This is a genomic window from Serratia sp. BW106, assembly GCF_002607755.1.
In the GTDB taxonomy this organism is placed as follows: domain Bacteria; phylum Pseudomonadota; class Gammaproteobacteria; order Enterobacterales; family Enterobacteriaceae; genus Serratia; species Serratia proteamaculans.
On record NZ_MCGS01000003.1, the window covers coordinates 40965 to 67934 of the forward strand.

27 protein-coding genes are annotated in these 26970 nt (G+C 55.8%); 12 read left to right on the forward strand and 15 right to left on the reverse strand.

What is annotated here, in order from left to right; translation table 11 throughout:
• From araC to BEI65_RS01815, 3 genes are all read left to right on the forward strand, one after another.
• The coding region (gene araC / locus BEI65_RS27075) for an arabinose operon transcriptional regulator AraC (protein WP_232518954.1) at window positions 1-591 on the forward strand (591 nt) is incomplete at its 5' end.
• Window positions 592-672: 81 nt separating this feature from the next.
• Window positions 673-1713: an oxidoreductase gene (locus BEI65_RS01810; RefSeq protein ID WP_099061857.1), complete on the forward strand. Its 1041-nt coding sequence runs from the start codon at window positions 673-675 to the stop codon at window positions 1711-1713.
• A gap of 65 nt (window positions 1714-1778) precedes the next feature.
• On the forward strand, window positions 1779-2777 hold the full coding sequence (locus BEI65_RS01815) for a bile acid:sodium symporter family protein (protein ID WP_099061858.1): 999 nt from the start codon (window positions 1779-1781) through the stop codon (window positions 2775-2777).
• Between the two features lie 249 nt (window positions 2778-3026).
• Here BEI65_RS01815 and add read toward each other — a convergent pair whose 3' ends face one another.
• From add to BEI65_RS01860, 9 genes are all read right to left on the reverse strand, one after another.
• Window positions 3027-4025 (reverse strand): adenosine deaminase, encoded by a 999-nt coding sequence (gene add / locus BEI65_RS01820; protein ID WP_099061859.1) that lies wholly within the window; start codon window positions 4023-4025, stop codon window positions 3027-3029.
• Window positions 4026-4213: 188 nt separating this feature from the next.
• A complete protein-coding gene (locus tag BEI65_RS01825) occupies window positions 4214-4810 on the reverse strand; it encodes an AAA family ATPase (protein ID WP_099061860.1) in 597 nt (198 codons plus the stop codon).
• Entirely contained in the window at window positions 4807-5244 is a 438-nt protein-coding gene (locus BEI65_RS01830) for a PTS sugar transporter subunit IIA (protein WP_099062076.1), read from the reverse strand. The genes BEI65_RS01825 and BEI65_RS01830 overlap by 4 nt, the downstream gene beginning before the upstream one ends.
• 9 nt (window positions 5245-5253) lie before the next feature.
• The gene (locus tag BEI65_RS01835) at window positions 5254-5523 is read right to left on the reverse strand and encodes a hypothetical protein (protein ID WP_099061861.1); all 270 of its coding nucleotides are present in this window, start codon (window positions 5521-5523) and stop codon (window positions 5254-5256) included.
• 74 nt (window positions 5524-5597) lie between these two features.
• Entirely contained in the window at window positions 5598-6440 is an 843-nt protein-coding gene (locus BEI65_RS01840; protein WP_099061862.1) for a class II fructose-bisphosphate aldolase, read from the reverse strand.
• Entirely contained in the window at window positions 6427-7794 is a 1368-nt protein-coding gene (locus BEI65_RS01845; protein WP_085116638.1) for a PTS sugar transporter subunit IIC, read from the reverse strand. The genes BEI65_RS01840 and BEI65_RS01845 overlap by 14 nt, the downstream gene beginning before the upstream one ends.
• Entirely contained in the window at window positions 7787-8101 is a 315-nt protein-coding gene (locus tag BEI65_RS01850; protein ID WP_085116639.1) for a PTS sugar transporter subunit IIB, read from the reverse strand. Before BEI65_RS01850 ends, BEI65_RS01845 begins: the two co-directional genes overlap by 8 nt.
• A 10-nt stretch (window positions 8102-8111) precedes the next feature.
• Entirely contained in the window at window positions 8112-9092 is a 981-nt protein-coding gene (locus tag BEI65_RS01855; protein ID WP_099061863.1) for a 6-phosphofructokinase, read from the reverse strand.
• A 385-nt stretch (window positions 9093-9477) separates the two neighbouring features.
• Window positions 9478-10233: a DeoR/GlpR family DNA-binding transcription regulator gene (locus BEI65_RS01860; protein ID WP_099061864.1), complete on the reverse strand. Its 756-nt coding sequence runs from the start codon at window positions 10231-10233 to the stop codon at window positions 9478-9480.
• A gap of 100 nt (window positions 10234-10333) precedes the next feature.
• Between BEI65_RS01860 and BEI65_RS01865 the strand changes: the two genes are divergently transcribed.
• The 6 genes from BEI65_RS01865 to BEI65_RS01890 all read left to right on the forward strand — a co-directional run bounded on the left by BEI65_RS01865 (window position 10334) and on the right by BEI65_RS01890 (window position 15246).
• A complete protein-coding gene (locus BEI65_RS01865) occupies window positions 10334-10930 on the forward strand; it encodes an NUDIX domain-containing protein (RefSeq protein WP_099061865.1) in 597 nt (198 codons plus the stop codon).
• Window positions 10927-11304: an NUDIX hydrolase gene (locus BEI65_RS01870; protein ID WP_099061866.1), complete on the forward strand. Its 378-nt coding sequence runs from the start codon at window positions 10927-10929 to the stop codon at window positions 11302-11304. Before BEI65_RS01865 ends, BEI65_RS01870 begins: the two co-directional genes overlap by 4 nt.
• Before the next feature lie 428 nt (window positions 11305-11732).
• Window positions 11733-12689 carry a 2-keto-3-deoxygluconate permease gene (locus BEI65_RS01875; RefSeq protein WP_099061867.1) on the forward strand — a complete coding sequence of 319 codons (957 nt, stop codon included), beginning with the start codon at window positions 11733-11735 and terminating at the stop codon, window positions 12687-12689.
• Window positions 12690-12710: 21 nt separating this feature from the next.
• Window positions 12711-13052 (forward strand): UxaA family hydrolase, encoded by a 342-nt coding sequence (locus tag BEI65_RS01880; protein ID WP_198404386.1) that lies wholly within the window; start codon window positions 12711-12713, stop codon window positions 13050-13052.
• 11 nt (window positions 13053-13063) lie between these two features.
• A complete protein-coding gene (locus tag BEI65_RS01885) occupies window positions 13064-14236 on the forward strand; it encodes a UxaA family hydrolase (RefSeq protein ID WP_099061868.1) in 1173 nt (390 codons plus the stop codon).
• Between the two features lie 257 nt (window positions 14237-14493).
• Entirely contained in the window at window positions 14494-15246 is a 753-nt protein-coding gene (locus BEI65_RS01890) for a FadR/GntR family transcriptional regulator (protein WP_099061869.1), read from the forward strand.
• Window positions 15247-15286: 40 nt separating this feature from the next.
• On the opposite strand, the gene BEI65_RS01895 is transcribed toward BEI65_RS01890, so the two are convergent.
• On the reverse strand, window positions 15287-16468 hold the full coding sequence (locus BEI65_RS01895; RefSeq protein ID WP_099061870.1) for a MalY/PatB family protein: 1182 nt from the start codon (window positions 16466-16468) through the stop codon (window positions 15287-15289).
• Window positions 16461-18080: a maltose/glucose-specific PTS transporter subunit IIBC gene (gene malX, locus BEI65_RS01900; RefSeq protein ID WP_085116642.1), complete on the reverse strand. Its 1620-nt coding sequence runs from the start codon at window positions 18078-18080 to the stop codon at window positions 16461-16463. Before malX ends, BEI65_RS01895 begins: the two co-directional genes overlap by 8 nt.
• Before the next feature lie 225 nt (window positions 18081-18305).
• Between malX and BEI65_RS01905 the strand changes: the two genes are divergently transcribed.
• Complete coding sequence (locus BEI65_RS01905) at window positions 18306-19337, forward strand: Mal regulon transcriptional regulator MalI (protein WP_099061871.1); 1032 nt, start codon at window positions 18306-18308, stop codon at window positions 19335-19337.
• Between the two features lie 8 nt (window positions 19338-19345).
• Here BEI65_RS01905 and BEI65_RS01910 read toward each other — a convergent pair whose 3' ends face one another.
• A complete protein-coding gene (locus tag BEI65_RS01910) occupies window positions 19346-20233 on the reverse strand; it encodes a LysR family transcriptional regulator (RefSeq protein ID WP_198404387.1) in 888 nt (295 codons plus the stop codon).
• Between the two features lie 192 nt (window positions 20234-20425).
• On the opposite strand from BEI65_RS01910, the gene ampC reads away from it, so the two are divergent.
• Window positions 20426-21562, forward strand: coding sequence for a class C beta-lactamase (ampC, locus tag BEI65_RS01915; protein ID WP_099061872.1), 1137 nt, complete (start codon window positions 20426-20428; stop codon window positions 21560-21562).
• Between the two features lie 9 nt (window positions 21563-21571).
• Here the strand turns inward: ampC and BEI65_RS01920 are convergent, their stop codons facing one another.
• Entirely contained in the window at window positions 21572-22501 is a 930-nt protein-coding gene (locus BEI65_RS01920; protein WP_099061873.1) for a LysR family transcriptional regulator, read from the reverse strand.
• Window positions 22502-22603: 102 nt separating this feature from the next.
• On the opposite strand from BEI65_RS01920, the gene BEI65_RS01925 reads away from it, so the two are divergent.
• Window positions 22604-23761, forward strand: coding sequence for a serine hydrolase (locus BEI65_RS01925; RefSeq protein WP_099061874.1), 1158 nt, complete (start codon window positions 22604-22606; stop codon window positions 23759-23761).
• Between the two features lie 47 nt (window positions 23762-23808).
• On the opposite strand, the gene BEI65_RS01930 is transcribed toward BEI65_RS01925, so the two are convergent.
• Complete coding sequence (locus tag BEI65_RS01930; RefSeq protein ID WP_099061875.1) at window positions 23809-25338, reverse strand: YdgA family protein; 1530 nt, start codon at window positions 25336-25338, stop codon at window positions 23809-23811.
• 141 nt (window positions 25339-25479) lie between these two features.
• Window positions 25480-26658 carry a mannose-6-phosphate isomerase gene (gene manA / locus BEI65_RS01935; RefSeq protein ID WP_099062079.1) on the reverse strand — a complete coding sequence of 393 codons (1179 nt, stop codon included), beginning with the start codon at window positions 26656-26658 and terminating at the stop codon, window positions 25480-25482.
• Between the last annotated feature and the right edge of the window lie 312 nt (window positions 26659-26970).

Sequence of the window (26970 nt, forward strand, 5' to 3'; positions counted from 1 at the left end):
GCCGACTGGCTGGAATGGCACAGCAAAACCCATGAGGTGGGGCGGTTGACTCTGCCAAACAATAACCTGCTGCTGGAGTTTGACCGGCTATTTGCCAATATCGAACAGACCCAGCGTTCCGGCCGCCGCTTTGCCGAAGAGTTGGGGATGAACCTGCTGGAACGATTGCTGCTGCGCGCGATGGAAGAAGATCCGCTCAGCCCGCAGAAAATCATGGATCCGCGGGTGATCGAAGCCTGCCAGTTTATTACCGGCAATCTGGCCGGCGAGTTGCGAATTGACGAGGTGGCACGCCATGTCTGCCTGTCGCCATCGCGGTTGGCGCATCTGTTCCGTGAGCAGGTGGGCATCAATATTCTGCGCTGGCGAGAAGACCAGCGGGTGATCCGCGCCAAGCTGCTGTTACAGACCACACAGGAGTCGATCGCCACTATCGGCCGGGTGGTGGGCTATGACGATCAGCTCTACTTTTCCCGGGTGTTCCGCAAACGGGTGGGTGTCAGCCCGAGTGATTTCCGGCGCCGCAGCCTGGAGATAAATTATCCCGCCAGAAATCAGCGCGATCAGCCTTATATGACGGTCACCAATTAACATTAAATTTACTTCTTGTTCCTGCCTGCGTCATGGTGTCAAATCTGATGGGTCTATTGCGAGCCAGTAAGAGGAAACACCATGGCAGAAAAAATTCGGGTTGGGCTGGTCGGTTACGGCTATGCCAGCAAAACCTTTCATGCGCCGCTGATTGTCGGCACCCCAGGCGTAGAGCTGGCTGCCGTTTCCAGCAGTGATGCCGGTAAAGTGCACGCCGACTGGCCGTCGATGACGGTGGTCAGCGATCCGCAGGCGCTGTTTAACGACCCCTCTATCGATCTGATCGTCATTCCTACCCCCAACGATACCCACTTCCCGCTGGCACAACAGGCAATGGCCGCCGGTAAGCACGTGGTGGTGGACAAACCGTTTACCGTGACGTTGTCACAGGCTCAGGAGCTGAAACACCAGGCGGAGCAGAGCGGCAAGCTGTTGTCGGTATTCCACAACCGTCGCTGGGACAGTGATTTCCTGACGCTCAAGGCGCTGCTGAAAGAAGGCGTGCTCGGCGAGGTGGTTTACTTCGAGTCTCATTTCGATCGCTTCCGGCCGGAGGTGCGTCAGCGCTGGCGTGAGCTGGGCGGCGCGGGCAGCGGGATTTGGTACGATTTGGGGCCGCACCTGATCGATCAGGCGTTGCAATTGTTCGGCAAGCCGGAAACGCTGTTTGTCGATCTGGGCGAACTGCGTCCGGGCGCACAGTCGGTGGACTATTTCCACGCGGTGCTTAACTACGGTCAACGTCGGGTGGTGCTGCATGGCACGGTGCTGGCGGCGGCAGAAACCGCGCGTTATATCGTGCATGGCACCCAGGGCAGCTTTATCAAATTTGGCCTGGATCCGCAGGAAGACCGGTTGAAGGCAGGTGAGCGCCTGCCGCAGGCTGACTGGGGTTACGACATGCGCGACGGTGTGGTGACGTTGTCACGTGATGGCGTGCTGGCGGAAAAACCGCTGCTGAGTATTCCGGGCAATTATCCCGCTTATTACGCGGCAATCCGCGATGCGATTAACGGTGAGGGTGAAAACCCGGTGCCGGCCGCCGATGCCATCCAGGTGATGGAATTGATCGAGCTGGGCATTGAGTCTGCCAAACAGCAAAAGGCGCTGCCGGTAGCCTGACCGCCAGGCTGCTTATCCGGGTTCGGCTGACCGAACCCGCCTAACTTATCGAGGTATCCGGATCCATGTCCTGGTTGCAACGTCTGCGCATTGATAAATTTTTGCTGGTCTTGATTCTGGTGGTGATCGTCGCCTCGGTTTTCCCCTGTGAAGGGGTATGGAAAACCTTCTTTGATCGCCTGACCACTGCCGCCATCGCACTGTTGTTCTTTATGCATGGCGCCAAGCTGTCGCGTGAGGCGATTATCGCCGGGATGGGCCACTGGAAGCTGCATCTGGTGGTGTTTCTCAGCACCTTTGCGCTGTTCCCGCTGCTGGGGCTGGCGATGAATCTGATGGTGCCGGGGCTGATGACACCGACGGTGTATATGGGTTTCCTCTACCTGTGTGCGCTGCCGGCGACGGTTCAGTCAGCCATTGCCTTTACCTCGGCGGCGGGCGGTAACGTGGCGGCAGCGGTCTGCAGTGCTTCGGCATCCAGTATCCTCGGCGTTTTCCTCTCGCCGTTGCTGGTGGGCGCGCTGATGCATACTCAGGGTGGCGATACTGATGTATTGCACGCCATTGGTTCGATCATTTTGAAACTGATGGTACCGTTTGTGGTGGGGCATTTGGCACGGCCGTTGATCGGTAAATGGGTCGATCGCCACCGCAAGCTGATTAATCTCACTGACCGGTCATCGATTCTGCTGGTGGTGTACACCGCCTTTAGCGCCGCGGTGGTCGAAGGCATCTGGCACAAGATTGACGGTTGGTCGCTGCTGACCATTCTGGTGATGTCCCTGGTGTTGCTGACGGTGGTGCTGATTATCAATACCTATGCTGCACGTTGGCTGGGATTCAATACCGCGGATGAGATCACCATTGTGTTCTGCGGTTCGAAAAAGAGCCTGGCGAACGGCATTCCGATGGCTAACGTGCTGTTCCCGGCGGCGGCGGTGGGTGCGATGGTGCTGCCGTTGATGATATTCCATCAGGTACAGTTGATGGTGTGCGCCGTGCTGGCACAGCGCTATGCGCGCAAAACCGCCAAACAGCGCGCAGAAGTGCTGACGGCAAAGTAAAAAATGGGCGCGGTATTATTGTTTCCAGTGAACTGAGTAACTCGTTATTAGGGAGAGCGTGCCGAAGGGGTCGTAGCAGCTTTAGCTGCCGACCAATTTGCCGGGAGCAAATTGGAACGACTTTCAGTCGGCCCGGAGGGTGGGACACACGGATGTGTCCCATAATAGCCCCTCGGTGCGCTAGGCCCGGGTATCTCGGCCTTCAAGACAACGTTAATGGGCGCTAAATCGCGCCCATTTTCAATGCAATCAGCCGCGAACTTTATCGCGCAAAGCCTGTTTTTCCTGCTCGCTGAGGAAAGCCATTTTCAGGCCGTTTTCCTGAGCGGTGCGGATCTCCGCCGGTGTCAGCCCGGCCTGTGGTGCTGCCACCCGGTATTCGTGTTCAATTTCGATACCCTGAACCGCCGGATCGTCGGTGTTGATCGACGCCATGACGCCGTGGCGCAGGAACTTCGCCAGCGGATGCTGTGCCAGTGAAGGTACGGTGCTGGTCTGAATGTTGGACGTCAGGCAGGACTCGATGCCAATGCCGTGCTCCGCCAGGAAGTCCATCAACGCCGGATCTTCAATCGCTTTCACCCCGTGGCCGATACGCTCGGCGCCCAGCTCGCGGATCGCCTGCCAGATGCTTTCCGGACCGGCCGCTTCGCCTGCGTGTACGGTGATGCGTAATCCGGCGTCACGGGCGCGGTTGAAGTGGTTGAGGAACAGGCCACCTGGGAAGCCCAGTTCGTCACCGGCCAGATCCAGCGCGGTGATGCCATCGCGGTGCGCCAGCAGGCCTTCCAGCTCTTGCAAACAGGCCGCTTCGCCGAAGGTGCGGCTCATGATGCCGATCAGGCGCACATCAATGCCAAAATCACGGGAGCCGGAACGAATGCCATCAATCACCGCTTCTACCACCCCAGCCACCGGCAACTGGTGCTTCATCGCCATGTAATACGGCGAGAAACGCAGTTCGGCATAGTGCAGACCGGCGTTGGCCGCATCCTCGACGTTTTCGTAAGCTACGCGGCGGCAGGCTTCCAGGTCGCCCAGCACGGCGACGCCCCAGTCCAGCTTTTGTAAAAAGCTGACCAGATCCGGTTCGGCATGGGTAATTTGCACGTGTGGACGCAGCGCTTCCAGTTCGTCGGCAGGCAGGGAAAGGTTAAACTGACGGCCCAGATCGAGAATGGTTTGCGCACGGATGTTGCCGTCGAGGTGACGGTGGATGTCGGTCAGCGGTAGGCGGGAGTCAATCATGATGTGCACTCGTTAGTTTGTTGTAGGTAAAGTGCAGATCAGTATAAAAACAAAATGATGAAAATTGCCATTTCGTTGCATAAAAAAGTGATGAAAATCACATTAATTGCGGGTGGTGCCGCATTTTCAGGCGAGTGCGGGAGAGAAATACCCCCGCGACCTGGCAGGCAAACGGCGGCCAAACCTCATCAACCCACCCTCAGTTTAGTGATATTTTCATCGCCGTTATCGGCTACGCCGTGCAGTGCCAGCCAATCTGCAATCTTGCCGATCTCCAGCGGCAGTGCTTGATCAACGCGGATCACCGGACCAATGGCCATCGGCATAGCGCGTTCGGCCAGCACCCGCAGCTCAGGCAAGTATTCTGCGCCGGGATGGCCAGCAGAGCGCTGGCCAATACGGGCAGCATAGCGATCGGTCGCCAGTTCAGCGGAGATCTGGTTCCACACCTCCAAAACCTGGACCACGCCCGCTTCGCGCAGATATTGACGCAACAGTTCTCTGGGCTGAAAGCCGAACCAGGCATCGATAACGTAGATACAGCGCGACGGAGCCTGTGCCACCGTCGACCAGAGCGCCTGATAGGCGGCGTAGCCAAGCCGACGGTTAAGCTCACGATCCACGTTGTCCAATCGGGCCATAAAAGGCTCTTTGATGCCGTCGAGGCTCAGATAAGGCAAACCAAAGTGCTGCGCCAGCGCACGGGCGAGGGTGCTCTTGCCAGAAGCCGGAATGCCATTAACCAAAATAACGGTTTTACCACCGCTGTCAGTGAGCACAGTCATAGGATTTCTACCACCTCTTGCCACAGTTTGGCGGCGCGCAGCTTATCGAGCCGTTGTTTATTATCGAGCAACTCGACAATCGCCCGGATACCTTCTTCAATATGTCGGTTGCTGTCCGTCGCGCCGAACAGGATGACGATGTCAGCCTTTTCACTGTCCTGAAAGGTAATCGGCTGCTCCAGCAATACCATACTGAAGCAATTTTTGATCACACCACACTCCGGCCGCGCATGGGGGATGGCAATACCCTCGTCAAACACATAATAAGCACCATGGGCCAGCGTATTGCTGATCACCGCCTGATAATAGGAGGGGTGAATATAACCGTTCTCGACCAAAGGCTGCGCCGCCAGCTCAATCACTTTTTTCCAGTCCGTTTCCTGCACGCCGACCTGTATTGCGCCGGCCTCGATCAACAGTTGTTTAATGGTCATCATGTTCCCTCAAAGAGACTTCCTGATAATATTGCGCAGCTCGTCAATCTTGATAAAAACCGTATCGATATGTTGGCGATGGTTTTTATTTTTGGCATAAATCTTTAATGCCCGATTATAGGTCAACATTAAGATTTTATGTATTTCACTATTGGTCGGTGTGGCCGCCAACTGCTGCTCCAATAAGCTTATTTCGGCTGATATATCATTGGCTTCATCATCATTTTGCACATCGGGCGCGGCCTTTTTATTTCGCTTCAATTTCATAAAATCAAGCATAGTATTCTCCAGCCCCGACGGGCGCCGGGGCACCAGGGTTGTAGGGTTATATTAAAAAGAAAACGGGGCAGTAATTATTTAAACAGGCCGATCTTTTCCGTTAATACCTGGGTGACGGCATTATTGGCGGGGATCAGGAATTTGCGCACGCTGTCATTCACCTTGCCCTTTTCAAATGTCTGCATGCAACGACCGACCCATTGCACGTTCATCTCGGTACCGACGTTGACCTTCTCAATGCCGCCGGCCACCGCGCGTCGCATATCCTCATCGCTGACCCCGGTACCGCCGTGCAGCACTAGCGGGGTTTGGGTGGCTTCGGTGATTTCCGCCAGGCGCTGGTGCTGAATATGTGCCTTGCCGGTGTACATGCCATGAACGGTACCGACCGAAACGGCCAGCATGTCGACTCCGGTTTCATCGACAAAGCGTTTGGCGTCTTCCACCGTGGTAAAGGTGATGTCTTCTTCCGTCACGGCCTTGCCGTCCTCCGAGCCACCGATGGCGCCCAATTCGGCCTCAACCGACACATTGCGCTGGCGTGCAATGTCGATCACCTTGCGGGTATTGGCGATGTTCTCGTCCATTTCCAGGTGTGAACCGTCATACATCACCGAACTGAAACCGGCGTCGATCGCGGTAACGATAGAGGCGATGTCTGCACAGTGATCCAGGTGCAGGCAGGTTGGCACCTGTTCGCTTTCTGCCAGTGAGCGCACCGAATCAACCAGCAGCTTGTAGCCCAGATACTCGGCGGTGCCGGTCGAAATCTGGATCATCAGCGGGCTGTGGGTGTCCTTGGCCGCTTTGAAGAAGGCCGGCAGCATTTCCAGGCAGTGGAGATTGAATGATCCTATTGCCTTGAAGTCACGCGCTTTGGCCACGGACAACAGCTCGTTGAAATTATAGAGTTTCATGGACTTTTTCCTCATGGTGTTTGGTTGATTTACCGTTAACAAACCACGCAATCAGCGTGACGAAGACGATGAACAGGGCGATGAACAGCCAGTTGCCCTGGAAGGCATGGCCCATCACCAGACCGCTACTGATGACGTCGGAGTCGCTGAAGGTCACGCCGACAAAGCCGTAGCTCTCCAGCATCGGCACCAGAATGGCCGGCAGGAAGGTGATAAACAGGCCGTGGACTACGCCGCCGATCATGGCGCCGCGTCGGCCACCAAGCGCATTGCCGAAGATGCCTGCGGTACCGCCGGCGAAGAAGTTGGTCAACAGACCGGGCAGGATCATCGCCAGACCGAACATAGGGAAAACGATCATGCCGATGATGGAGCCGAGGGTGGTGGCCAGGAAACCGACGATCACTGCGTTAGGGGCGTACGGGAACAGCACCGGGCAGTCCAGCGCCGGTTTGGCGTCCGGCACGATGCGCATGGCGATACCGCGAAAGGCGGGGACCAGTTCATTAAGCAGCAGGCGCACGCCGCTGTAGAGAATAAAGACCCCGGCGACAAACTGAATGGCCTGCATAAAGGAGTACATCAGGTAGTTCATACCGCCGGCATATTGGGCAATATATTGCGGACCGGCCGCCAGCGCGGGGATCAGATACATCGGGATCATCACCACCGCCATCGACAGGTAGGTATCCTGCAGGAACTTGAAGTTGTCGGGCAGCTCCAGATCTTCGGTTGAGCGGGAACCTTTACCAACCACCTTGGCGACTGCCGCCTGAACCAGATAGCCAATGGTGCAAAAGTGCCCCAGCGCCACCTCATCCGACCCGGTGATTTTGCGCACCACCGGTTGGGCCAATGCCGGCATTAACACCGCCATTACGCCGCCAAAGATGCCGCCGGTCAGGATCAGCGGCAGGCCGGTTAGGCCAGCCTTGTAGCCGATCACCGCCCCGATGGTGGCCATCCACAGCAACGCCTGGCCGGTCAGGAAGATGTACTTGAACGGGGTGATACGGGCAATGATGATATTCACCGCGAAAATCACCATCAGGGTCATCGCCACTTCCGAGCCCAGCTCACGGTTGGCCAGGCCGGCAATGGCGGCGACGTCGGTGATGTAGCCGGTCATGCCGAAGCCGTGAGTGAAAATGCTGTTCAGGTAGGTCAGGGCACCGACAATAATGTTGATGCCTGCCATCATGATCAGAAAGCCCAACAGGGTTTTAAAGGTGCCCTCGGCCACTTTCCCGGTGGATTTTTTCTGCAGTATTAGCCCCAGCATGGCGATAAAGGCGATCAGGATCGAAGCCTGACCGAGCAGGTCTTTGACAATAAAGTCAATCAGGCTATTCATGGTGGTTTTCCTTCATGTCGCGCTCTTTTAAAAAGGCCACGATCTTTTGCTCAATTTCCACTTTATCGGTGAGCCGGTGGAGAATAATTACCCGTTTCTTTTCCTCTTCGCTGGCATCGGCATTTAAAATATCGGCGAAGGTTTTTTGGGTGAGAATAATATCTGATTTAAAGGCGCTGGCCTCAGAGATAGTGGTGTGATCAATGTCTGCCTCAATCTCTAATTTTTTCAGCACCGCTCTTGCGCTCATTTCGATGGCAAAGCTGGAGCCGAGGCCACAGCCACATACGCACAGTATTTTAAGCATGGGTATCTCCTCAGATTATATTTAATTGCCTGGCGAGTTTGTAATGGTGTCCTTCGGTATCAATCAATCGTTTTTGCATGCTGATTAAATCAATCGGAATGGGTTGGTTGCTGGCATTAATAATAATGGCTTTGTTTTTCATGCCGGAATGAATACAACGAACCACTTCGCTGGCCATAATGGTTCCCTGATAAATCTCTTCACAGGTAGGATCGCCATTGCGCAAACCATAACCCATAATGGTTTTGCGGATGCGTACACCAATTTTTGGTTCAAGCTGTTTAATCATGGTGTCAATGGCACCCTGAAAGCCGGGCGAATATTCTTTTGTATATCCCTCGGAACATAAAATAATGACGCTATTTTGTTGTTCCAGCCGCTGGGATATTTTCTCTGCCAACTGGCTTAAGGCATGTTGGCATTCCGGGATCAGGGCAAAGTCGGCATTGGATTTGATCGCCGCCTGCAGCGTCAGCTCCCCGCAGTAGCCGCCCAACAGTTCAATCATAAACACGCGTCCGGGCAGGGCGCGCCCGGTGTTGCGCAGCTTGGAGACCTCTTTGATCACCTGCTCGCAGGCGGTGGAAAAGCCAATGCTGTAATGGCTGCCAAACACATCATTGTCGATGGTCATGCCCACGCCAAAACAGTTAACGCCAAATTCGCTGAGGGTATTTAAAAACTGCAGCGAACCGTCGCCACCGGCCATAATAAGCACTTCAATGTGTAAGGTTTTAAGCTGCTTGCTGATGGTTTCATATTCACCGGACACCAATTTCTTGGCCGTGCGGCCGGAAGACATTATCGGCATCGATGAAATAGAGTAATCAACCAGGTCGCGCTGACTGACAGATTGATGTTGATTAGCCAATAATCCGGGTATTCCGCCGTTAAACAGAACGATATCGGCCTGCGCCAGTCTGGCGACCTGGAAAATAAAGTTATTGATGCCGGTGACGTCGCCGCCGCTTATTACCACACCGATTTTCATATACTGGCCTCCAATCTGTTCCGTGGAGCTCATTGTCATTTTTGGCATCGCTAAAATTTGCAGGCGACATCACAAAACACTCACAAATATTTCCGTGATTGACCTTGACAGACTGGTGGTAGGTAATGTTTTTGAGAAGTAGATCTCATTTTAATTTAAGTACCTCAGCAGCGTTAAAACGACTATTTATTAATAATCATCATGTTACATCTATATTGCCGTGGGATTATTAGTAAGGGGAAAAATGATTGGCTGGGAGGAAATAAGTTTAACGAAGTGTGATTTCTCTCGCATTTTTATCCGATTCGCGGAGATTAATCGTAATAAATACGCGGAGAAGATTAATAACCGCGTATTTATTACGTTATTTAATTCAGGATACCACTCAGGCTTTGATAACGGTCAACCCGGCCTGTTCCAGTGGGGCCGTTAGCGCGGCGTCGGTCGAACGTTCGACAATAATACTCTGCGCCAGCGTGATATCGCCAATCGCATACTGCGAGGCGGCATTCAACTTGGCGGCAGAGGCCAACACCACGGTTTCGGCTGCCCGCGCCGCCAGAGCGCGCTTGATGTAGGCCTCTTCCAGATCGCCGGTGCTCAGGCCGGCGGTCGGGTGCACGCCGGTCACGCCCATAAAGTAGAGGTCGGCGCGGATGTGCGACATGGCTTCCACCGCTGCCGCGCCCACGCTGACGATCGAGTGTTTGTACAGCCGCCCACCGATCAGAATGACTTCCACTTTTGGGTGCTCCACCAGGCCAACCGCCACGCTGGGGCTGTGGGTGACGATAGTGGCTTCCAGCGTGGCGGGAAGCTGTTTCACCAATTCGGCGGAGGTGGTACCGCCGTCGATGATCACCACCTGACCGGGTGCGATCATTGCCGCTGCGGCTTTGGCAATGGCGCGCTTGGCGGCAGATTCCTGCCCGTTTCTTTCGGCGAAGGTGGCAATCGCCGGAGAGACCGGCAACGCGCCACCGTGCACCCGTTGCAATAGGCCTTCACTGTCCAGCTCACGCAAGTCACGCCGCAGGGTATCCTCGGACAACCCGAACATCTCGCTGAGCTGTTTGGCCAGCACCTGTCCGTCCTGGGCCAGTTTTTCCAGAATGATTTTTTTACGTTGGCTGGTGAGCATGACGTTCTCCCGTTAAATTTACTCTGCACGAAATATCTTGATCATACACGAAATTGCACGATAGTATCGCTTTCCTTTCCTGGTTGTGGAGTTGACCAACATGATCGCCACTAAAGATCGGGTTCGTATTATCGAAACCTGGGTGCTGTCCGATGACTGGTATCTGCTGAAAAAAACCACCTTTGATTTTTTACGTCGCGATGGCGTCTGGCAGCGGCAAAGCCGTGAAACCTACGATCGCGGCGACGGTGCTACCATTTTGCTGTTTAACCGCCAGGCGCAAACGGTGGTGCTGACGCGCCAGTTTCGCTTCCCGGTGTTCGTCAACGGTCACGACGGCATGCTGCTCGAGGCCGCCGCCGGTCTGTTGGACAACGCTTCGCCGGAAGAGCGTATCCGTGTGGAAGCGGAGGAAGAAACCGGCTATAGGGTGCAAAACGTGCAAAAGGTATTTGAAGCTTATATGAGCCCCGGTTCCGTTACCGAGAAGCTGCACTTCTTTGTCGGCGAGTATCATGCCGCCGGGCGGGTCAGCGACGGCGGTGGGGTGGAAGCGGAGGGCGAAGATCTCGAGGTGATTGAACTGCCGCTGGCGGAGGCGCTGAGCGCCATTGCTCAGGGGAGTATTGTCGATGCCAAAACCATCATGCTGTTGCAGTTTGTCGCCCTGAATCACACCCTGGAGAATGCGCTATGAAAGCTCAACTGATATTAATTGCCGGCCCTTACCGCAGCGGTACCGATGGCGATGCACAGCGCATTGCCGATAACCTGCAACGTCTGGAGCAGGCGGCGCTTGAGGTATACCAACGCGGGCATGTACCGGTGATTGGCGAATGGCTGGCGTTACCGCTGGCGGCAGCGGCAGGCTCAACCCGCCATGGCGATGCCATTAGCGAGGAATACCTCTATCCGGTGGCCCATCGGCTGATTGCCCAGTGTCAGGCGGTGTATCGCATTGAGGGGGCTTCCGCCGGTGCGGATAAGGATCTGTTGCTGGCAAGGGAGTGGGGGCTGCAGGTGTATCACCACCTGGAGGAGATCCCGCAGGTCACGCTAACCGCTCGTTAACGGGAGCACTGCGTGAAGCCGTGCAACTGAAGTCCCTGAAAGTTGACTTGTGTTCACGCAGTGCGTTTTAGACCGGGAAAACCGCAGCGGAATTAATTGATCAATGTGCTCAGTTCAGCGAGGTGGGGTTCGTTCAAGGTGTATCACCAAAATGATGCCATCGCCGGAAGATTTTTTAACCATCGGTACCTTTCTCATTGTCGCGGTGGTTGGCGGCTTTTTTTGACTTAATTTTCTGCGTTCCGCTCTCATCTCCACCCACTTGAAGCCATCCTGTTTACCTCTTTCGCACTGCAACCATGATGCAGATCAAAGTTGTTGGTATAACTTGGTATACCATGGAATTCCATGAGGCAAGCACAACGCACCACGCCGCATCGCCAGCCTCTATTACTCCTGAATAAGCAGGCTGACACTATGAGGTTCCAATGAAGATTATGAAAACCATGCAGCGTTTCCCCGGTGGCATGATGGTGATCCCATTATTGCTGGCGGCGCTGCTGAACACCTTTTACCCCCATGCATTGCGCATTGGCGGCTTTACCGAGCAACTGTTCGTGTTTGGCTCCTCACCGCTGATTGCCCTGTATTTGCTGTGTGCCGCCGCCGGCATCAACGTACGCAAAGTCGGGCGTCCACTGGAGAAAGGGGCGGTACTCTTTGTGGCTAAAGTGGTGTCCGGTATCGTTATTGGGCTAATTGTGGCGCACTTCTACGGCGTTAAAGGCCTGCTGGGTATTTCACCGTTGGCGTTAATTCCTGCCATGACGGCGATCAACGGTGGGCTGTTCGGGGGCCTGGCCGGCGAATTCGGCGATAACACTGATGTGGGCGCATTGGCGCCGGTGCTGCTCGGCTGCAGCCCATTCTTTACGCTGATTGCGCTGGGGGCTTCCGGCTTGATCAGCGTGCCCTATAGCGCATTGTTTGCCGTGATCTTCCCGATGATTGTCGGTTTCGTTCTCGGCAACCTGGATGACGACTGGAAGGAGATGCTGACCAAAGGGCAGAACTTCCTGGTGCCGTTCTTCGCCTGGTCGCTGGGGATGAATCTTAACTTTCACCAGTTGGTGGCGGCGGGCGTGCAAGGCATCGTTTTGGGGTTGATTACGCTGGTAGTCACCGGCGGGTTGGGGTTCCTCGGCTATCGCTTGTTCTTTCGCGACACCAAGCCGGCCATTGGCGCTGCCATTGGGACTACTGCGGGGTTGTCGGTCGCCTTTCCCGCCGTAGTAGCTCAGGTGGCCCCCGGTTTTACGCATCTGGCGGCGGTAGCGGCGGCCCAAATTTCATCTGCGGTGATAGTGACCGCCATTTTATGTCCTTTGGTGGTCTCGCTGCTGGCTAAACGCTCTGCTCGCCAGACGGCCAAACAATATCAGTAATTACTTCAAACGAGGTTGAAAATGTCACAGTCAAAGGTTTTGGCATTAAAAATTATGCCTTGCGATAGCGTTGCCACCGTATTGGAAGATGTACATAACGGCGATGTTATTACAGTAAAAGACAAATCAGGGAATACTCAGCAGATCACCGCGGGTGCGGACATTCCTTTCGGTCACAAGATCGCCGTTGCGAAATTAAGTGTGGGTGATGAAGTGCTGAAATACGGGGAAAGCCTGGGGATAGCCACTAAAGGCATAGTTATCGGTGACTATGTGCACACCCATAATCTGGAAAGCCAGTACGGTCGTGGTGATATTAATCATGGCGGTCAGGTTATTCACACCCGCGCTTCCCGTTATTAGGAGATATTATAATGAATAATTCATTTAAATGGTTTGGTTATCGCCGGGAAAATGGCCAGGTAGGTTCACGTAATATCGTAGCAATTATTCCTGCGACCGTCTGCGTCACCGAAATTGCTCAAGCCATTGTGTATAACACCCAGATGTCGAAAGCCTTGTTGCACCACTGCGGCTGCTGTCAATTGATGCCCGATCTGAGCCTGGTGACCGAAACTCTGGGCCGTCTGGGCTCCCATCCCAACGTCGGTGCAGCACTGGTGATCAGCCTCGGTTGTGAAGGCTCTAACGCCGATGAGATCGTGGCGCAGATAGCCTCTACCGGTCGCCCGGTAGAAAAAATCGTGATGCAGGAATTGGGGGGCACCAGTCGCGCCATCCAGCAGGGTATTGATCTGGTGCAGAAGATGGCGATTGCCATTTCGGCCCAGCAGCGTAGTGAGGCTGGCCTGGAAGATTTGGTGATGGGCATCAAATGCGGTTCCTCAGACACCACCTCCGGACTGTCGTCCAACATGGTCATCGGCCAGATGTCAGACAGCATCGTGGATGCCTGCGGCACGGTGTTGTTTGGTGAAACGACCGAATTTATGGGAGCCGAGCATATTCTTGCCCGCCGTGGCCGTACGCCAGAAGTGGGGCAACGTATCTATAAAATCGTTGATGCCATGGAGAAAAGGGCGATGGCGGTTGGGGTAGACATGCGTAACGGTCAGCCAACGCCGGGCAACATTGCCGGGGGGTTATCCACCATTGAGGAAAAATCCTTGGGTGCGATCAATAAGTCGGGCTCGCGCACTATTGAAGGGGTGTTGGATTACGCCGATGTGGTCCCGGGCAAGGGGCTGTGGATTAAAGACTCGCCGGGGTTTGAGCCGGAAATCCTGACCGGTATTGCTGCCGGCGGTGCGCAGGGCATCGTGTTTTCTACTGGCCGCGGTGCGCCACAGGGCTTCCCAATTGTCCCGGTGCTGAAAATTTGCGGCAACCCGCGCACTTATCAGCAGCTTTCTCACGATATGGATATTGACGCCGGGCAGATCATTCTGGGCAACAAGTCGATTGAGCAGGTGACAGAAGAAACCCTGACGGCATTCATGCGGGTATTGTCTGGTGAGCTAACCAAATCGGAAGCCATCAACTACAACCGCACCATGGATATACATACTTACGGGCCTAAAATTTAATCCCTGCCTGCCATTCAGGTTCTCCCCACGCTATATCCGTTCGGCGTGGGGGTTTTTTAATCATCAGGCCCAAACTTTGACGCTGGATGGCTCATGTTAAAATTACATTTGTATATGACGCCAATTTTTACATTACTGTTAATCAATTATTATTTTATTCTGGTTGCCAGTCGTTAACCCCACCTTCCGCTTAATGGCCCCGTGCTTGTGGCTCCTGCCGTGATGTATGATAATTAAATAGATAAAACAGGAGCGACATGATGTCAGCACAGTTATTTACCCCGATCCAACGTAGCGACCGGCAACGAGGCGCCACGTTAGCCATGCTGGTTTATGAAGCGCTCAAGGAGGCTATCGTCAGCGGCCGGATCAAGCCGGGTGAATGGCTGCCGGTTCAGCGCGAGCTGGAAGATCAACTGGGGGTTTCCCGTCCACCTATCCGTGAAGCGCTGACCAAGCTGCAGGCCGAAGGGTTGTTGACCGGCGGGCAGGGCAATGGTCTGCAGGTGGCCGACATGTTTGAAGATGCCTTCGCTTCCCCCCTGAGCAACCTGCTGATTTCCAATCCTCAGGTACGGCTGGATATCCTGGAGTTTCGTCGTTTGCTGGAGGGGGCCGCCGCGTTCTATGCCGCCAAGCGCAGTACGCCACAGGAGCATCAACATTTGCGCCAGCTTTATCAGGAACTGGCCTGGGCTTATACGCAAGGAACGCTGCAGGAGGCCGCGAGGGCGGATGCAAAATTCCATCTGGGCATTATTGAGGCAGCCCATAACCAGGCGATGTTGAGCGTGATGAGTGGTTTTTACTCGGTGTTGCAGGATTCGGTGCTGGATGCGGCCGATACGATCCGCCGCGATAAGCAGAACTGGGATGAGACCGATCGACATCACCAACAGCTTCTGCAGGCGATCATCGACGGTGATGCGGAACGGGCTCAGGCGCTGGCCTGTGAACACCTGACCTTCCTGTATTCGACGCTGTCCGCTTCACAACCGACAATCCCTTAATAATACCGGCTCCTCCACCTGTCAGCGAGGAGCCACGATCTTATCTTTCCTCTGAGACGGCTTTCAGTCCGTTAATCAACTTGTCCATACCGGCCTCAACCTTGCTGCGCGGGCAGCCGACGTTCAGCCGCAGGAAGCCACGGCCTTCTTCGCCGTAGGTGAAGCCCGGCATGATGGCAACCTTCTCCCGCTCGATCAGCACCTGTTGTAACTGACGGTCGTCAATGCCCAGCGGGCGCAGATCGATCCAGGCCAGGTAAGTGGCCTGTGGCGGTTGCCAATTCAGTATCGGGAACGCCTGATTCAACCGCTCGGCAACGTAGGTCAGGTTGTCCTGCAGGTAGTCGCGCAGTGCGTCCAGCCAGGGCTCGCCGTGGCGATAAGCGGCAATATGCGCGACAACCGCCAGTACTGCCGGAGAAGACAACCCGTCGCGGGCCTTAAGTTGCTGAGTGTAGGCCTCACGCGCGGCATCATCGCTGATAAACCCGTAGGCCCCGGTCAACGCCGGGATATTGAAGGTTTTGGAACCTGAGGTCAGCAGTGCCCAGGGCGTGGTGGCAACTTGGCTCCAGGGCGTATGACGTTGCTCACCCCAGACCATATCCATATGGATCTCATCGCTGATCACCCGCACGTCGTGGCGTTCGCACAGCTCGGCCATTTGCTGCAATTCTTCCGCACGCCATACCTTGCCGGTCGGGTTGTGCGGGCTGCACAGCAGCAGAATTTTGGTTTGCGGCCGCGCCAGTAACGCCTCCAGGTGGGCCATATCGCACTGCCAGTCGTTGCCGTCCTTGTGCAGTGGGCAGGCCAGCAGTTGGCGTTGATTACCGAGGATCACCTTATAAAAAGCGTCATAGGCCGGGGTGTGGGTGACGACGTATTCACCTGGTGCCGACCACAGGCGAATCAATTGCGCCACTATGTAAATCACCGACGGGCCATAGACCGCCATATGGGTGTCTATGGGGGTATTGAAACGCTGCTGATACCAGTGGCGCACCGCGCCGAGAAAGTCCTCGTGCTGCCAGCGGCTGTAACCCAGCACACCATGCTGCAGGCGCTGTTGCAGCGCCTCGAGAATGCAGGGTGCGGTGGCGAAATCCATATCGGAAATGGTGAACGGCAGCAGGTCATCGTGACCAAAACGGTCAGCGATGTAATCCCATTGCGTGCACCAGGTACCGTGCCGATCGACCGGGGTGGAAAAATCAAACATTTGACGCTCCCTGCAGGGCCGCAGCAGGAAGCGCTGCCGCTATCAGTGAGTCTAATTCATCTTTCACCGATTGCACCTGCGGGCCGATCACCACCTGCAGATTGTGCTCATTGAGGTGTACCACGCCAATGGCGCGATTGGCCTTCAGCGCTGCGTCATCCACCTTGCTCATGTCGTCGACCGACAGGCGCAGGCGGGTGATGCAGTTATCCAACGAAACAATATTCTCACTGCCGCCCAGCGCCGCCAGAATGGCCGGAACGTTATAGCCGGATTTGCCGACCGGGCCAACGGGTGCACTCTGGCTGGCGGTGGTTTCGCTTTCGCGGCCCGGCGTTTTGATATTAAAGCGCTGAATGGAGAAGCGGAAAATGGCGTAGTAGGCGGCGAACCAGATGCCGGCGACGATCGGCACCAGATACCACTTGGTGGCGGTACCGTGCAGAATACCGAATACCACGAAGTCGATGATATTGCCGTCGGTGTTGCCGATGGTCACGCCCAGCAGGGCCATCACGGTGAAGCCCAACCCGGTGAGGACCGCGTGAATGAGATACAGGAACGGTGCGACAAACAGGAACAGGAACTCGATCGGTTCGGTGGTACCGCCGACCACGCAGGCCACTACGCCGGAGATCAGCAGGCCTTTAATCTTGTGGCGATTTTCCGGCTTGGCACAGTGATACATGGCTAACGCCGCGCCCGGCAGACCACCCAGGAAGGCCGGCATCTTGCCCTGTGACAGGAAGCGGGTGGCGCTTTCGGCAAAGCCGGTGGTGGTTGGGCAGGAAAGCTGCGCCTGGAAGATGGTCAACGCACCGCTCACGGTATGGCCGCAGACGTCCAGCGTGCCGCCCGCCTCGGTAAAGCGGATCAGCGCCACCAGAATATGCTGTAAGCCGAAGGGTAACAGCAGGCGTTCGCCAGTACCGAACAGCATCGGCCCAAAGGCACCGGCGCTGTTGATCACCCAGCCCAGCCCGGTAATACCGGCGGCAAACCAGGGCCAAATCAATGGGATCACCAGGCCACACAAACCCAGTATCACGGTGGTGACGATCGGCACAAAGCGGGTGCCGCCGAAGAACGCCAGTGCATCCGGCAGACGGATGGTGTGGAAACGCTCGTGCAATTTATAAACGATGATACCGACGATCACCGCACCCAGAATACCGGTATCAATCGATTGAATACCGAGGATATTTTGGATGTTGTTGGCTTTCAGCACCAGCGGATCGGTGGTAGGTAAAATGCCGGTGGTGGTCAGGTAGAAGTTGGTGGCCAGGTTCAGTACCGCAAAGCCGACAAAGCCGGAGAACGCGGCGACGCCCTTGTTTTCACGCGCCATGCCCAGCGGAATGGCAATGGCGAACATCACCGGCAGGAAGCTAAAGGCAAAGGAGCCGATCTTGCTCATCCAGGTGAACAGCAACTGGAAGGCAGGGTGGCCGATAAACGGCAGCAGGGTGATGACATCCCGGCTGCTCAGTGAACTGCCGATACCCAGCATGATGCCGCAGAACGACAGCAAGGCGACGGGCAGCATAAATGTTTTGCCCAGGCTCTGGAAAAACTCCCAGAGCGTGATTTTTTGTTTTTTAGGTGCTGGCATAACCGGCGGCTCCTGGCGGAAAAACGTGCGAAAGTGGTGTGTACCCCTGTTAGGTAAAAATAAGATAAAACGTTTTACCTACTAAAAATGCGCCACTAATCACAATTCCGACGCGCACTTTGCGGTGACAATGACGAGACCAGTAAAACGTTTTACTGACCAAACAGATTCGGTATACCATTTGCTGCAAGATGCAGAATGCCCAGGATCGGGCTCGCAGAGGTCATGACCATCAAAAAGATCACCATTACCGATGTCGCGCAGCAGGCCGGTGTCTCGGTCACCACCGTTTCGCTGGTGCTGAGCGGCAAAGGGCGTATTTCACCCACTACCGTGGCGCGGGTGAACCACGCCATTGAACGCCTGGGCTACGTACGCAACCGTCAGGCGGCGACGCTGCGCGGTGGGGCGTCGGGCGTGATTGGCCTGATCCTGCGTGATATTTGCGAGCCGTTTTATGCGGAAATGACCGCCGGGCTGAGCGAGGTATTGGAGGCGCACGGCAAAGTGTTGTTCCTGACCCAAAGCGGTCGCGACGGCAAGGGGCTGATGCGCTGTTTTGATACGCTGCTGGAGCATGGGGTTGACGGCATGGTGCTGGCGGGTGGCATACGCTCGGCCGAGGGCCTGAAGGAGAAGGCCGCAGAGCAGGGTGTGCCACTGGTGTGCGCTGCACGCTCGAATGGCCTGGAAGGGGTCGATGTGGTGCGGCCGGACAATATGCAGGCCGCCAAGATGGCCACCGAATTCCTGATCAAGCGCGGCCACAGCCAAATCGCCTATCTGGGCGGGCAAAGCAGTTCTTTAACCCGAGCCGAACGGCTGGGAGGCTTTTGTGCCACGCTGGTGCAGTATGGCCTGCCTTTCCGCTCCGACTGGATTGTCGAGTGTGACTGTCATCAGCGGGCGGCGGCAGAAGCAGCGGAAAACCTGCTGCGGCAGCACCCGAACATCAGCGCACTGGTCTGCCATAAGGCGTCGGTGGCGTTGGGTGCCTACTTTGGCATCGTGCGCAGCGGGCGCAGTATCGGTTCGGAAGGCGTCGACACTTACTACGGTCAGCAGGTGGCGCTGATTGGTTTTGGCGATGTGCCTGAGGCCGAACTGACCGAACCGCCGCTGACGCTGGTTTCCAGCTCGGCACGAGAAGTGGGGCGCAGTGCCGCCTCACGCTTGCTACAGCGGATCGCCGACGCCGAGTTACCGCCGCAAAACGTGATTCTGCCGCCGGTATTGATCAAGCGTGGCTCGGCCTGATCTCAATCTCATTGTTGTTCATCCTCGACCTGTTGCTGGATCCAGCTAACAAACACTTTCATCGCCGGCGTCATATCGCGTGATTTCAGGTGAGTCAGCCAGTAGCCGCCAAGGTCGGCTTCTGCGCTGAAGGGGCGCTGTAACAGGCCTACCCGCAGCTCGCGGGCAAACATGCGTGCCGGAGCCAGCGCCACACCACCGCTGTGGATTGCCCCTTCTACCATCAGCCGGGAAGAGTCGAACACTGGGCCGTTAATCCGCCACGGCGTCACCTGCGCTGCGGCAAACCAGCGTTCCCACTCGTCCTTGCGGTAGCTGCGCATCAGCAGTTGGTGTTGCAGATCCTGTGGCGTGTGAAGTTGCTCTGCCACTTGCGGTGGGCACAGCACCGTCAGCGGGGCGTCAAACAGTTTGAGGTTGTGGGTCGCGGGCCATCGGCCTTCACCGAAGCGGATAGCGAAGTCCATTCCGTCGGCCGACAGGTTAACCAGGTTATTATTGGTTAACACCCGCAGATCGATAAACGGATGTGACTCTCTGAACGCCGCCAGCCGGGGCATCAGCCAGCCGACGGCAAAGGTGCCGACCACCGCCACCGTCAACACCTCATGGAAATGCCCGCCTTCGAACTGTTGCAGTACCGACTCAATGCGGTCGAAAGCGTCGGTCAATATCGGCAGCAGCGCCTGTCCTTCCTCGGTCAGATCCAGCCCGCGCGGCAAGCGACGGAACAGCTGAATACCCAACTGTTGTTCGAGTGTACGCACCTGCTGGCTGACGGCGGCCTGGGTGACGCTCAGTTCCAGCCCGGCGCGGGTAAAGTTCAGGTGACGGGCGGAGGATTCAAACGCCCGCAGGGCATTAAGCGGCAGTCGGTTGCGCATAGAGTTAGCCATAAGTTTTTCTTTATGCTGGCTGAAATTCTTATCGCTTGTCAACCTCAGGCGAAACCCCGATATTTAGCCCAGCTGTTGCGGAATTAACGCAGTCAGAAAAGGAATAACACCGTTACCCAAGGATATCTTCGTGTCGAATGGCAATAAAATCTTTTACCATCGGCCGATACCCTGCAACCCAAGAGCTTTCACATGACCAAAATAAATCGCTTGGCGGCCGCGTTGCTGGCCGCAATGATCCTGCCGGCTGGCCATGCCGCCGATAAGGCCGACATCGACGCCATTATTCAACCCCTGATGCAGAAATATGGCGTACCGGGCATGGCCATCGCCGTGTCGGTGGACGGCAAGCAGCAGTTTTATCACTATGGTGTGGCGTCCAAACAGACCGGCAAGCCGATCACCAACCAGACCTTGTTTGAAATTGGTTCATTGAGCAAAACCTTCACTGCCACATTGGCTGCGTATGCACAGAATGAGGGCAAATTGTCGTTCGCCGAGCCGGCCAGCCATTACCTGCCGGAACTGCGCGGCAGCGCCTTTGACCACGTCAGCCTGCTGAACCTGGCCACGCATACCTCTGGTCTGCCGTTGTTTGTTCCGGACCAGGTGACCAACGACGCGCAACTGATGGCCTATTACCGGCAGTGGCAGCCAACGCATGCGGTAGGCAGCTACCGGGTTTACTCCAACCTAGGTGTCGGCATGCTGGGGATGATCACCGCCAAAAGCCTGAACCAACCCTTTGCTCAGGCGATGGAAACACAGTTGCTGCCAGGGCTGGGCATGAACCACAGCTACGTGAATGTTCCGGCCGGGCAGATGGAAAATTACGCCCAGGGTTACAACAAGCAAGACCAGCCGGTGCGAGTGACTCCGGGCCCGCTGGACGCAGAAGCCTACGGTATTAAGTCCAATGCCCAGGATCTGATCCGTTACCTGGAAGCCAACATGCAGGTGGCCAAGGTGGGGGATAAGTGGCGCAAGGCACTGGCCGCGACCCATACCGGTTATTTCCAGGCGGGGGTCTTTACTCAGGATCTGATGTGGGAAAGCTATGCTTATCCGGTGGCATTGGCCAAGCTGACGGAAGGCAACAACGCCGGAATGATCATGAATGGCACGCCGGCCACCACCATCACGCCGCCGCTACAGCAGCAGACGGCCGCCTGGTTCAATAAAACCGGCTCAACCGGCGGGTTCTCCACCTACGCGGTATTTATTCCGTCGCAAAAAATTGCCGTGGTGATGCTGGCCAATAAATGGTTCCCGAATGACGACCGGGTCGCGGCCAGTTACCGGATCGTGCAGGCGTTGGATAAACCTTAACGCTGAAGCTCAGGGCGCCATACTGGCGTCCTGAGTGCGGTTCTGTTGCGACCGTTTTTCCCGCATAAAATCAATGAATACCCGCAGTTTGAGCGGCATATGCCGACTGGCCGGAAAGTAGATGAAAAAACCGGGGAAATCACCGCTGTACTCCGCCAGTAATTCGACCAGTTGCCCGCTGCTTAGCTCAGGTTGCACCGTGTTGGCAAAACGTTGGGTCATGCCCAATCCCATCAAAGCGGCGTCTTTAATCAGCCGGTCTTCGTTAAATATCAGGCTGCCGCTCACCTCCAGCGTGAGCTGCCCGCCATCCTGCCTGAAATACCAGGGCTCAAACTTGCCGCTGCCGGGGAAACGGTAACGCAGGCAGTTGTGGTCGCTCAGCGCCTGCGGCGTCAGTGGCGTGCCGTGCTGCGCCAAATAGCCGGGAGTGGCGATAATCACCCGCCGCTGGTCGTGGTCGATCGGCACCGCAATCATGTCTTTCTGTAGCATGGCTCGCATGCGAATACCGGCATCGAAACTGTCCAACACCAGATCGGAAAAGTGGTCGTCGGTAAACAGCTCAAGCTGCACCTCGGGGTAGAGCGCCTGAAACTCCGCCAGATAGGGCATCACCAGCAGCGAGGCGGCCAACTGCGGCAGGGTAATGCGCAGCAGGCCGGAAGGGCGACCGTGCAGGGTGCGAACATCGTCTGCGGCCACCTCGATCTGTCCCATGGCGGGCGCCACCCGTTGGTAAAAAAGACGCCCCTCATCGCTTAGCCGCACCGACCGGCTGGTACGGTTGAACAGCCGTACCCCAAGCCGGGTTTCCAATGCCTGAATGTTTTGCGACACCGCCGGAGGGGTAACACCCAACTGATTAGCTGCCTGGGTAAAGCTGCCCAGGCGGGCGACGGCTTCGAAAAACGGCAGTAATTGCAATAGTGAGCTCATCTATCAGTAATCTCTGCTTAATGATTCGTTAAGTAACCGGGTATTTAATTTTATAATAATCGCTTTAGACTGATTTTATACCCCCTAAGAGAGCATCAAATCATGTCGACACCGAATCAGTCATTAGCAGAAAGAGTACAGACGGTCAGCCGACAGGCGATTGCCGAACAACGCATCGTCGGCAGCGTGGTGCTGGTGGCGCGGCAGGGTAAGGTGATTTACGCCGAAGCCAGCGGCTACGCCGACCGAGAACAACAGCGGCCGATGCGACGTGAAACCCAGTTCCGGTTGTCTTCGGTGTCCAAGCCCTACATCACGTTGGCGGCGATGCGCATGGTCGAACAACAAAAGCTGGGGCTGGATGATACCGTCAGCCGTTGGCTGCCCTGGTTCACGCCTGTGCTGGCCGATGGCCGCCAGCCAGAGATTAAAATCCGTCATTTGCTCAGCCACACCGCCGGGCTGGATTATCGTTTTAATCAACCCGCGGACGGGCCGTATCAGCGGTTGGGCATTCAAGACGGTATGACGTTGTCGCCACTGACGCTGGAGCAAAATTTGCGACTGTTGGCTCAGGCTGATCTGTTGGTGGTACCCGGCAGCGAATTCAATTATTCGCTGGCGATTGATGTGTTGGGGGCGGTATTGGAGCAGGCGGCTGGCGAGCCGTTGCCACTGTTGTTCGAACGCTGGGTCGCGCAACCCTTGGGGCTGAGTAATACCGGGTTTTACACCGCGGATGCCGACAACCTGGCGACGGCTTATCACGACAGCGCCGCCCGGCCGGAGCCGATTCACGACGGCATGCACCTGACGCTGCCGGAAGGTTTTGGTTTTGACATTGAATTGTCGCCATCACGTGCGCTTGATCCGCTGGCTTATGCTTCTGGCGGAGCCAGCATGGTCGGCGATGCTGATGACGTGCTGCGTCTGGTCGAGACTTTGCGCGGGGGGGGAGAGGGGATTTTACAACCGGCCAGCGTGGCGCTGATGCGTCAGCCGCATGTCGGTGCTGAAGCTGAAACCCAGGGGCCGGGCTGGGGCTTTGGTTTTGGCGGCGCGGTGCTGGTGGATGCACAACTGGCGATGACGCCACAGCATAATGGCACCCTGCAGTGGGGCGGCGTGTATGGACACAGTTGGTTTTACGATCCGCAGGCGGCATTAAGCGTGGTGGCGCTGACCAATACGGCATTTGAAGGTATGAGCGGACTTTATCCGCAGCAGATCCGCGATGCGGTGTACGGGAACCATGAATAAAACAGGGGCCCGAGCAAGCGGGCCCCCAAAGCTTGAGATGCTGAGAATTACTGGGCTGGTACCGGTGCAGGAACGGCGTCCTGTGCCGGTGCGCCTTCTGCTGCTGGTGCACCCAGCAGGCCGAAGGTACCGATGAACTCTTGCAGCGACATCTTGTTGCCGTTCAGATCAACCTGATTGTCAGCGTAATGGAAGCTGCTGCCGATCACCCCGTCCTTCAAGGTGGTCAGTTTGAACATCTGCCCCATGGCGGCCAGACCCTGCACCTGCTGCTGGGCCAGTTTCTGTGCTTCTTCCGCGCTGTAACCCTGCAGTAATGCCGTTTGCGAGGTGGTTTCAGTTGCCATCGCCACCGGAATGCTCAGGTTGGCGTCCAGTTTTTTCACTGAACGGGCAATCAGTTGATCCGGTGATTCGGCTGGGGAACCGGCCTGCGCAGGATCGGTCAGGTCCAGATTCAGGGTAAAGGTACTTTCACCTTTGCTGTTTTTCCAGCTCAGCGGCGCAACGCTGATGCTAGGGTTACCCTTCAACAGCAGCGGCAGGTTCTGCAGCAGGATGTCGGTGGTTTGCTGCTGGTAGGCCACAGGATCCATAGTTTGCGCCTGTTGCAGCATCTGCATTGCCTGCTGGTTATAACGGTCAGCAAACTCTTTCAGCGATTTGGCGTCCAGTTTGTCGATTTTCAGCGACAGCTTGCCGGAACCGAAGTCGCTGTTCTGGATCTTCAGCGCGTCCATGGTGTAATCGATTTGGCCGTTCAGGTTAGCGTCTTTCTCACCGAATTGGCTCGCCAGCTTGAAGCCGTCCAGCGTCAGGGTCTCTTTACCGTCAACGGCAACCTTGACCTGCTTCAGTTCCATATTCTGGTTACCCAGGCTGAGATCGAACTGACCGGCATGGGTCTGGCTCTTCAGCGTAGCGCCCAGCAACTGAACCTGCTCGGTTTGACCAAACTGGTTCGGGCCGCTGATCACTGCGCTGTCGCTGCTGGCGTCCAGGGTGATGGCTTTCATATCGCGTGACACATCGGCATTGATGGTCGCACCGCTGAACTTCAGCGCTGACTTGTCTTTCTGGTATTCCAGCGGGATCACGTCAATGGCAGATGAGGTATCACCACTGTAGGAAATACGGGATTCGGCGGTGAACAGTGACTTGCCCTTGGTGATATCAAACAGGCCTTTGGTCGCCGGGGTGTTTTCCAGTTCGGTATGCAACGACGCCATGCTTGGCAGCAGGTTGAATTTTTTCAACTGGGCAAACGGGAAGGGACCGTGGTCGATGGTTTCCATAAACGCCACTTCATCACCGGCTTTCAGTGGAGCCTCGTCGGTGGTAACGCTGCCGTCGGCGCGCAGCACATAGCGAATTTTACTGCTGAAAATACCGCGCTGGTAATTTTCATAACTCAGTTTAACTCCGGCTTTTGGCAGATAGACCTTCAGCTGGCTGTTGGCGTTATCAACCACTTCACCCATCCGTTGTTCGATCAGTTTGCCGGTGTACCAGGAAGCCCCGGTCCATGCTGCGCCAAGAACCACAATGACGCTAACAGCGACTAACGATTTTTTCATAGTTCTGTTCATCCTTATTAAGCCATCTGTCTCGAACAGATGGATGGGCAAATTGGGGCCAATAAAAAAACGCCCGTAGGCGTTTAATTGTGAAGGTAAGCCACTCTTTCAGCAACCAATTTGCGGAAATTTACCGAGTGTTTACGACAACAGGTTATAAACACGAGCGATTCGACCGCTGCCACTGACGTTAACCGGCGATTCGAACGCGCCGATAAAGCAGGATTCACCCGGCTTGAGCACCAGTTGCTGATCCTGTTTGGTTAGCACCGCTTCACCGTCAACGCAGAACACGATGGCCGCGCTGTTTTGCGCCAGCGCCTGGGGAGCAGCGGAAAGGTCATGCAGTGAGAAGGCGAAATCTTCGACCGGGATTGGGAAGAACAGCTCGTCACCGCGTTTTTGCGGCTGGGTCAGCAGGCCGGATGCCGGTTGCGGACGGAACTGCAGGTTGGCCAGCAATTCTGGAATATCGATGAATTTTGGCGTCAGGCCGGCGCGCAGCACGTTGTCCGAGTTGGCCATCACTTCCAGCGCCACGCCTTTCAGGTAGGCATGTGGGGTTTCGGCATACAGGAACATCGCTTCGCCCGGCTTGAGCTGTACCACGTTCAGCAGCAGCGGTGAGAACAGGCCGCTGTCTTCTGGGTAGAAACCGGCGATAAAGCGGATAGTGTCCCAGGTTTCGCCCTGTTGATTATTCAGCGCGGCTTTCAGTACCCCAAGCGCCAGCGATTTCTGTTCACCGCTCATCGCCAGCAGGCTGGCAAACAGGGACGACAGGTGGCTGATATCCGGCTGTTGCAGGAATGCGGCGATATCATGATGGGCACCGGCAATCGGCTGCAGCAGGGAAACAATGTCGGACAGTTCGCGGAAGCCGTTCATCGCCAGGAAAGGCGTCAGGGCGAACACCAACTCCGGTTTGTGATTCGGATCTTTATAATTGCGCTCGGCGGCGTCCAGCGGAATACCGGCGGCATTTTCTTTGGCGAAGCCTGTTTCGGCGGCGGATTTACTTGGATGCACCTGAATGGACAGCGGCTGGTCGGCACACAGCACTTTGAACAGGAACGGCAACTCACCAAAGCGACTGGCAACTTCGGCACCCAATTGTTTAGGCTGATCTTCATCAATGACATCGCGCAACGAGCGCAAAGTGCCGTCGGCACCGGCCACGCGGGAGCTGCTTTTCGGATGAGCGCCCATCCACAGTTCGGCCATCGGCTGCCCTTGCGGGTTAGCAATGCCATACAGCTGGGTTAACGCGTCGTGACTGCCCCATGCATAATTTTGCACTGCGTTGGTCATTTTTTGCATCTTGATAAACATCCTTTGCATTCCCGTCGAGGCGACGGTCAGTATCTGACAGTGAATAAAACCTTGTGCGGCTTATCCTACACGCGAACCTTGGCGTAAAAACGGGGCGCGATCAAACAAGTAGCGTTCCGCAAGGCCGGCAAAGTATAGCGTGATAGCTACCCCGGTCACAATTCGGACGTCGGTTGGCAAAGCGGTGGGGTTGGATAAAAAAACACCGTTCCTTTTTGCGGGTAAATATATTTTTAGCCGTAAATGCAGACGTTGGCATTTTAGTCTGCTTCCTCAATTTCTATTTCAAACTGTGTTTTT

Excerpts from the sequence above, each read along its gene's own strand:
- BEI65_RS01925 (WP_099061874.1), top strand. The coding sequence starts at position 22,604 with ATGTCGACACCGAATCAGTCATTAGCAGAAAGAGTACAGACGGTCAGC.
- BEI65_RS01850 (WP_085116639.1), bottom strand. The coding sequence starts at position 8,101 with ATGCTTAAAATACTGTGCGTATGTGGCTGTGGCCTCGGCTCCAGCTTT.
- BEI65_RS01825 (WP_099061860.1), bottom strand. The coding sequence starts at position 4,810 with ATGACTGTGCTCACTGACAGCGGTGGTAAAACCGTTATTTTGGTTAAT.
- BEI65_RS01890 (WP_099061869.1), top strand. The coding sequence starts at position 14,494 with ATGATGTCAGCACAGTTATTTACCCCGATCCAACGTAGCGACCGGCAA.
- BEI65_RS01810 (WP_099061857.1), top strand. The coding sequence starts at position 673 with ATGGCAGAAAAAATTCGGGTTGGGCTGGTCGGTTACGGCTATGCCAGC.
- BEI65_RS01815 (WP_099061858.1), top strand. The coding sequence starts at position 1,779 with ATGTCCTGGTTGCAACGTCTGCGCATTGATAAATTTTTGCTGGTCTTG.
- BEI65_RS01840 (WP_099061862.1), bottom strand. The coding sequence starts at position 6,440 with ATGAAACTCTATAATTTCAACGAGCTGTTGTCCGTGGCCAAAGCGCGT.
- BEI65_RS01905 (WP_099061871.1), top strand. The coding sequence starts at position 18,306 with ATGACCATCAAAAAGATCACCATTACCGATGTCGCGCAGCAGGCCGGT.
- BEI65_RS01845 (WP_085116638.1), bottom strand. The coding sequence starts at position 7,794 with ATGAATAGCCTGATTGACTTTATTGTCAAAGACCTGCTCGGTCAGGCT.
- BEI65_RS01835 (WP_099061861.1), bottom strand. The coding sequence starts at position 5,523 with ATGCTTGATTTTATGAAATTGAAGCGAAATAAAAAGGCCGCGCCCGAT.
- BEI65_RS01885 (WP_099061868.1), top strand. The coding sequence starts at position 13,064 with ATGAATAATTCATTTAAATGGTTTGGTTATCGCCGGGAAAATGGCCAG.
- manA (WP_099062079.1), bottom strand. The coding sequence starts at position 26,658 with ATGCAAAAAATGACCAACGCAGTGCAAAATTATGCATGGGGCAGTCAC.
- BEI65_RS01930 (WP_099061875.1), bottom strand. The coding sequence starts at position 25,338 with ATGAAAAAATCGTTAGTCGCTGTTAGCGTCATTGTGGTTCTTGGCGCA.
- BEI65_RS01830 (WP_099062076.1), bottom strand. The coding sequence starts at position 5,244 with ATGACCATTAAACAACTGTTGATCGAGGCCGGCGCAATACAGGTCGGC.
- BEI65_RS01860 (WP_099061864.1), bottom strand. The coding sequence starts at position 10,233 with ATGCTCACCAGCCAACGTAAAAAAATCATTCTGGAAAAACTGGCCCAG.
- BEI65_RS01870 (WP_099061866.1), top strand. The coding sequence starts at position 10,927 with ATGAAAGCTCAACTGATATTAATTGCCGGCCCTTACCGCAGCGGTACC.
- BEI65_RS01895 (WP_099061870.1), bottom strand. The coding sequence starts at position 16,468 with ATGTTTGATTTTTCCACCCCGGTCGATCGGCACGGTACCTGGTGCACG.
- BEI65_RS01910 (WP_198404387.1), bottom strand. The coding sequence starts at position 20,233 with ATGGCTAACTCTATGCGCAACCGACTGCCGCTTAATGCCCTGCGGGCG.
- malX (WP_085116642.1), bottom strand. The coding sequence starts at position 18,080 with ATGCCAGCACCTAAAAAACAAAAAATCACGCTCTGGGAGTTTTTCCAG.
- BEI65_RS01855 (WP_099061863.1), bottom strand. The coding sequence starts at position 9,092 with ATGAAAATCGGTGTGGTAATAAGCGGCGGCGACGTCACCGGCATCAAT.
- BEI65_RS01880 (WP_198404386.1), top strand. The coding sequence starts at position 12,711 with ATGTCACAGTCAAAGGTTTTGGCATTAAAAATTATGCCTTGCGATAGC.
- BEI65_RS01865 (WP_099061865.1), top strand. The coding sequence starts at position 10,334 with ATGATCGCCACTAAAGATCGGGTTCGTATTATCGAAACCTGGGTGCTG.
- add (WP_099061859.1), bottom strand. The coding sequence starts at position 4,025 with ATGATTGACTCCCGCCTACCGCTGACCGACATCCACCGTCACCTCGAC.
- BEI65_RS01875 (WP_099061867.1), top strand. The coding sequence starts at position 11,733 with ATGAAGATTATGAAAACCATGCAGCGTTTCCCCGGTGGCATGATGGTG.
- BEI65_RS01920 (WP_099061873.1), bottom strand. The coding sequence starts at position 22,501 with ATGAGCTCACTATTGCAATTACTGCCGTTTTTCGAAGCCGTCGCCCGC.
- ampC (WP_099061872.1), top strand. The coding sequence starts at position 20,426 with ATGACCAAAATAAATCGCTTGGCGGCCGCGTTGCTGGCCGCAATGATC.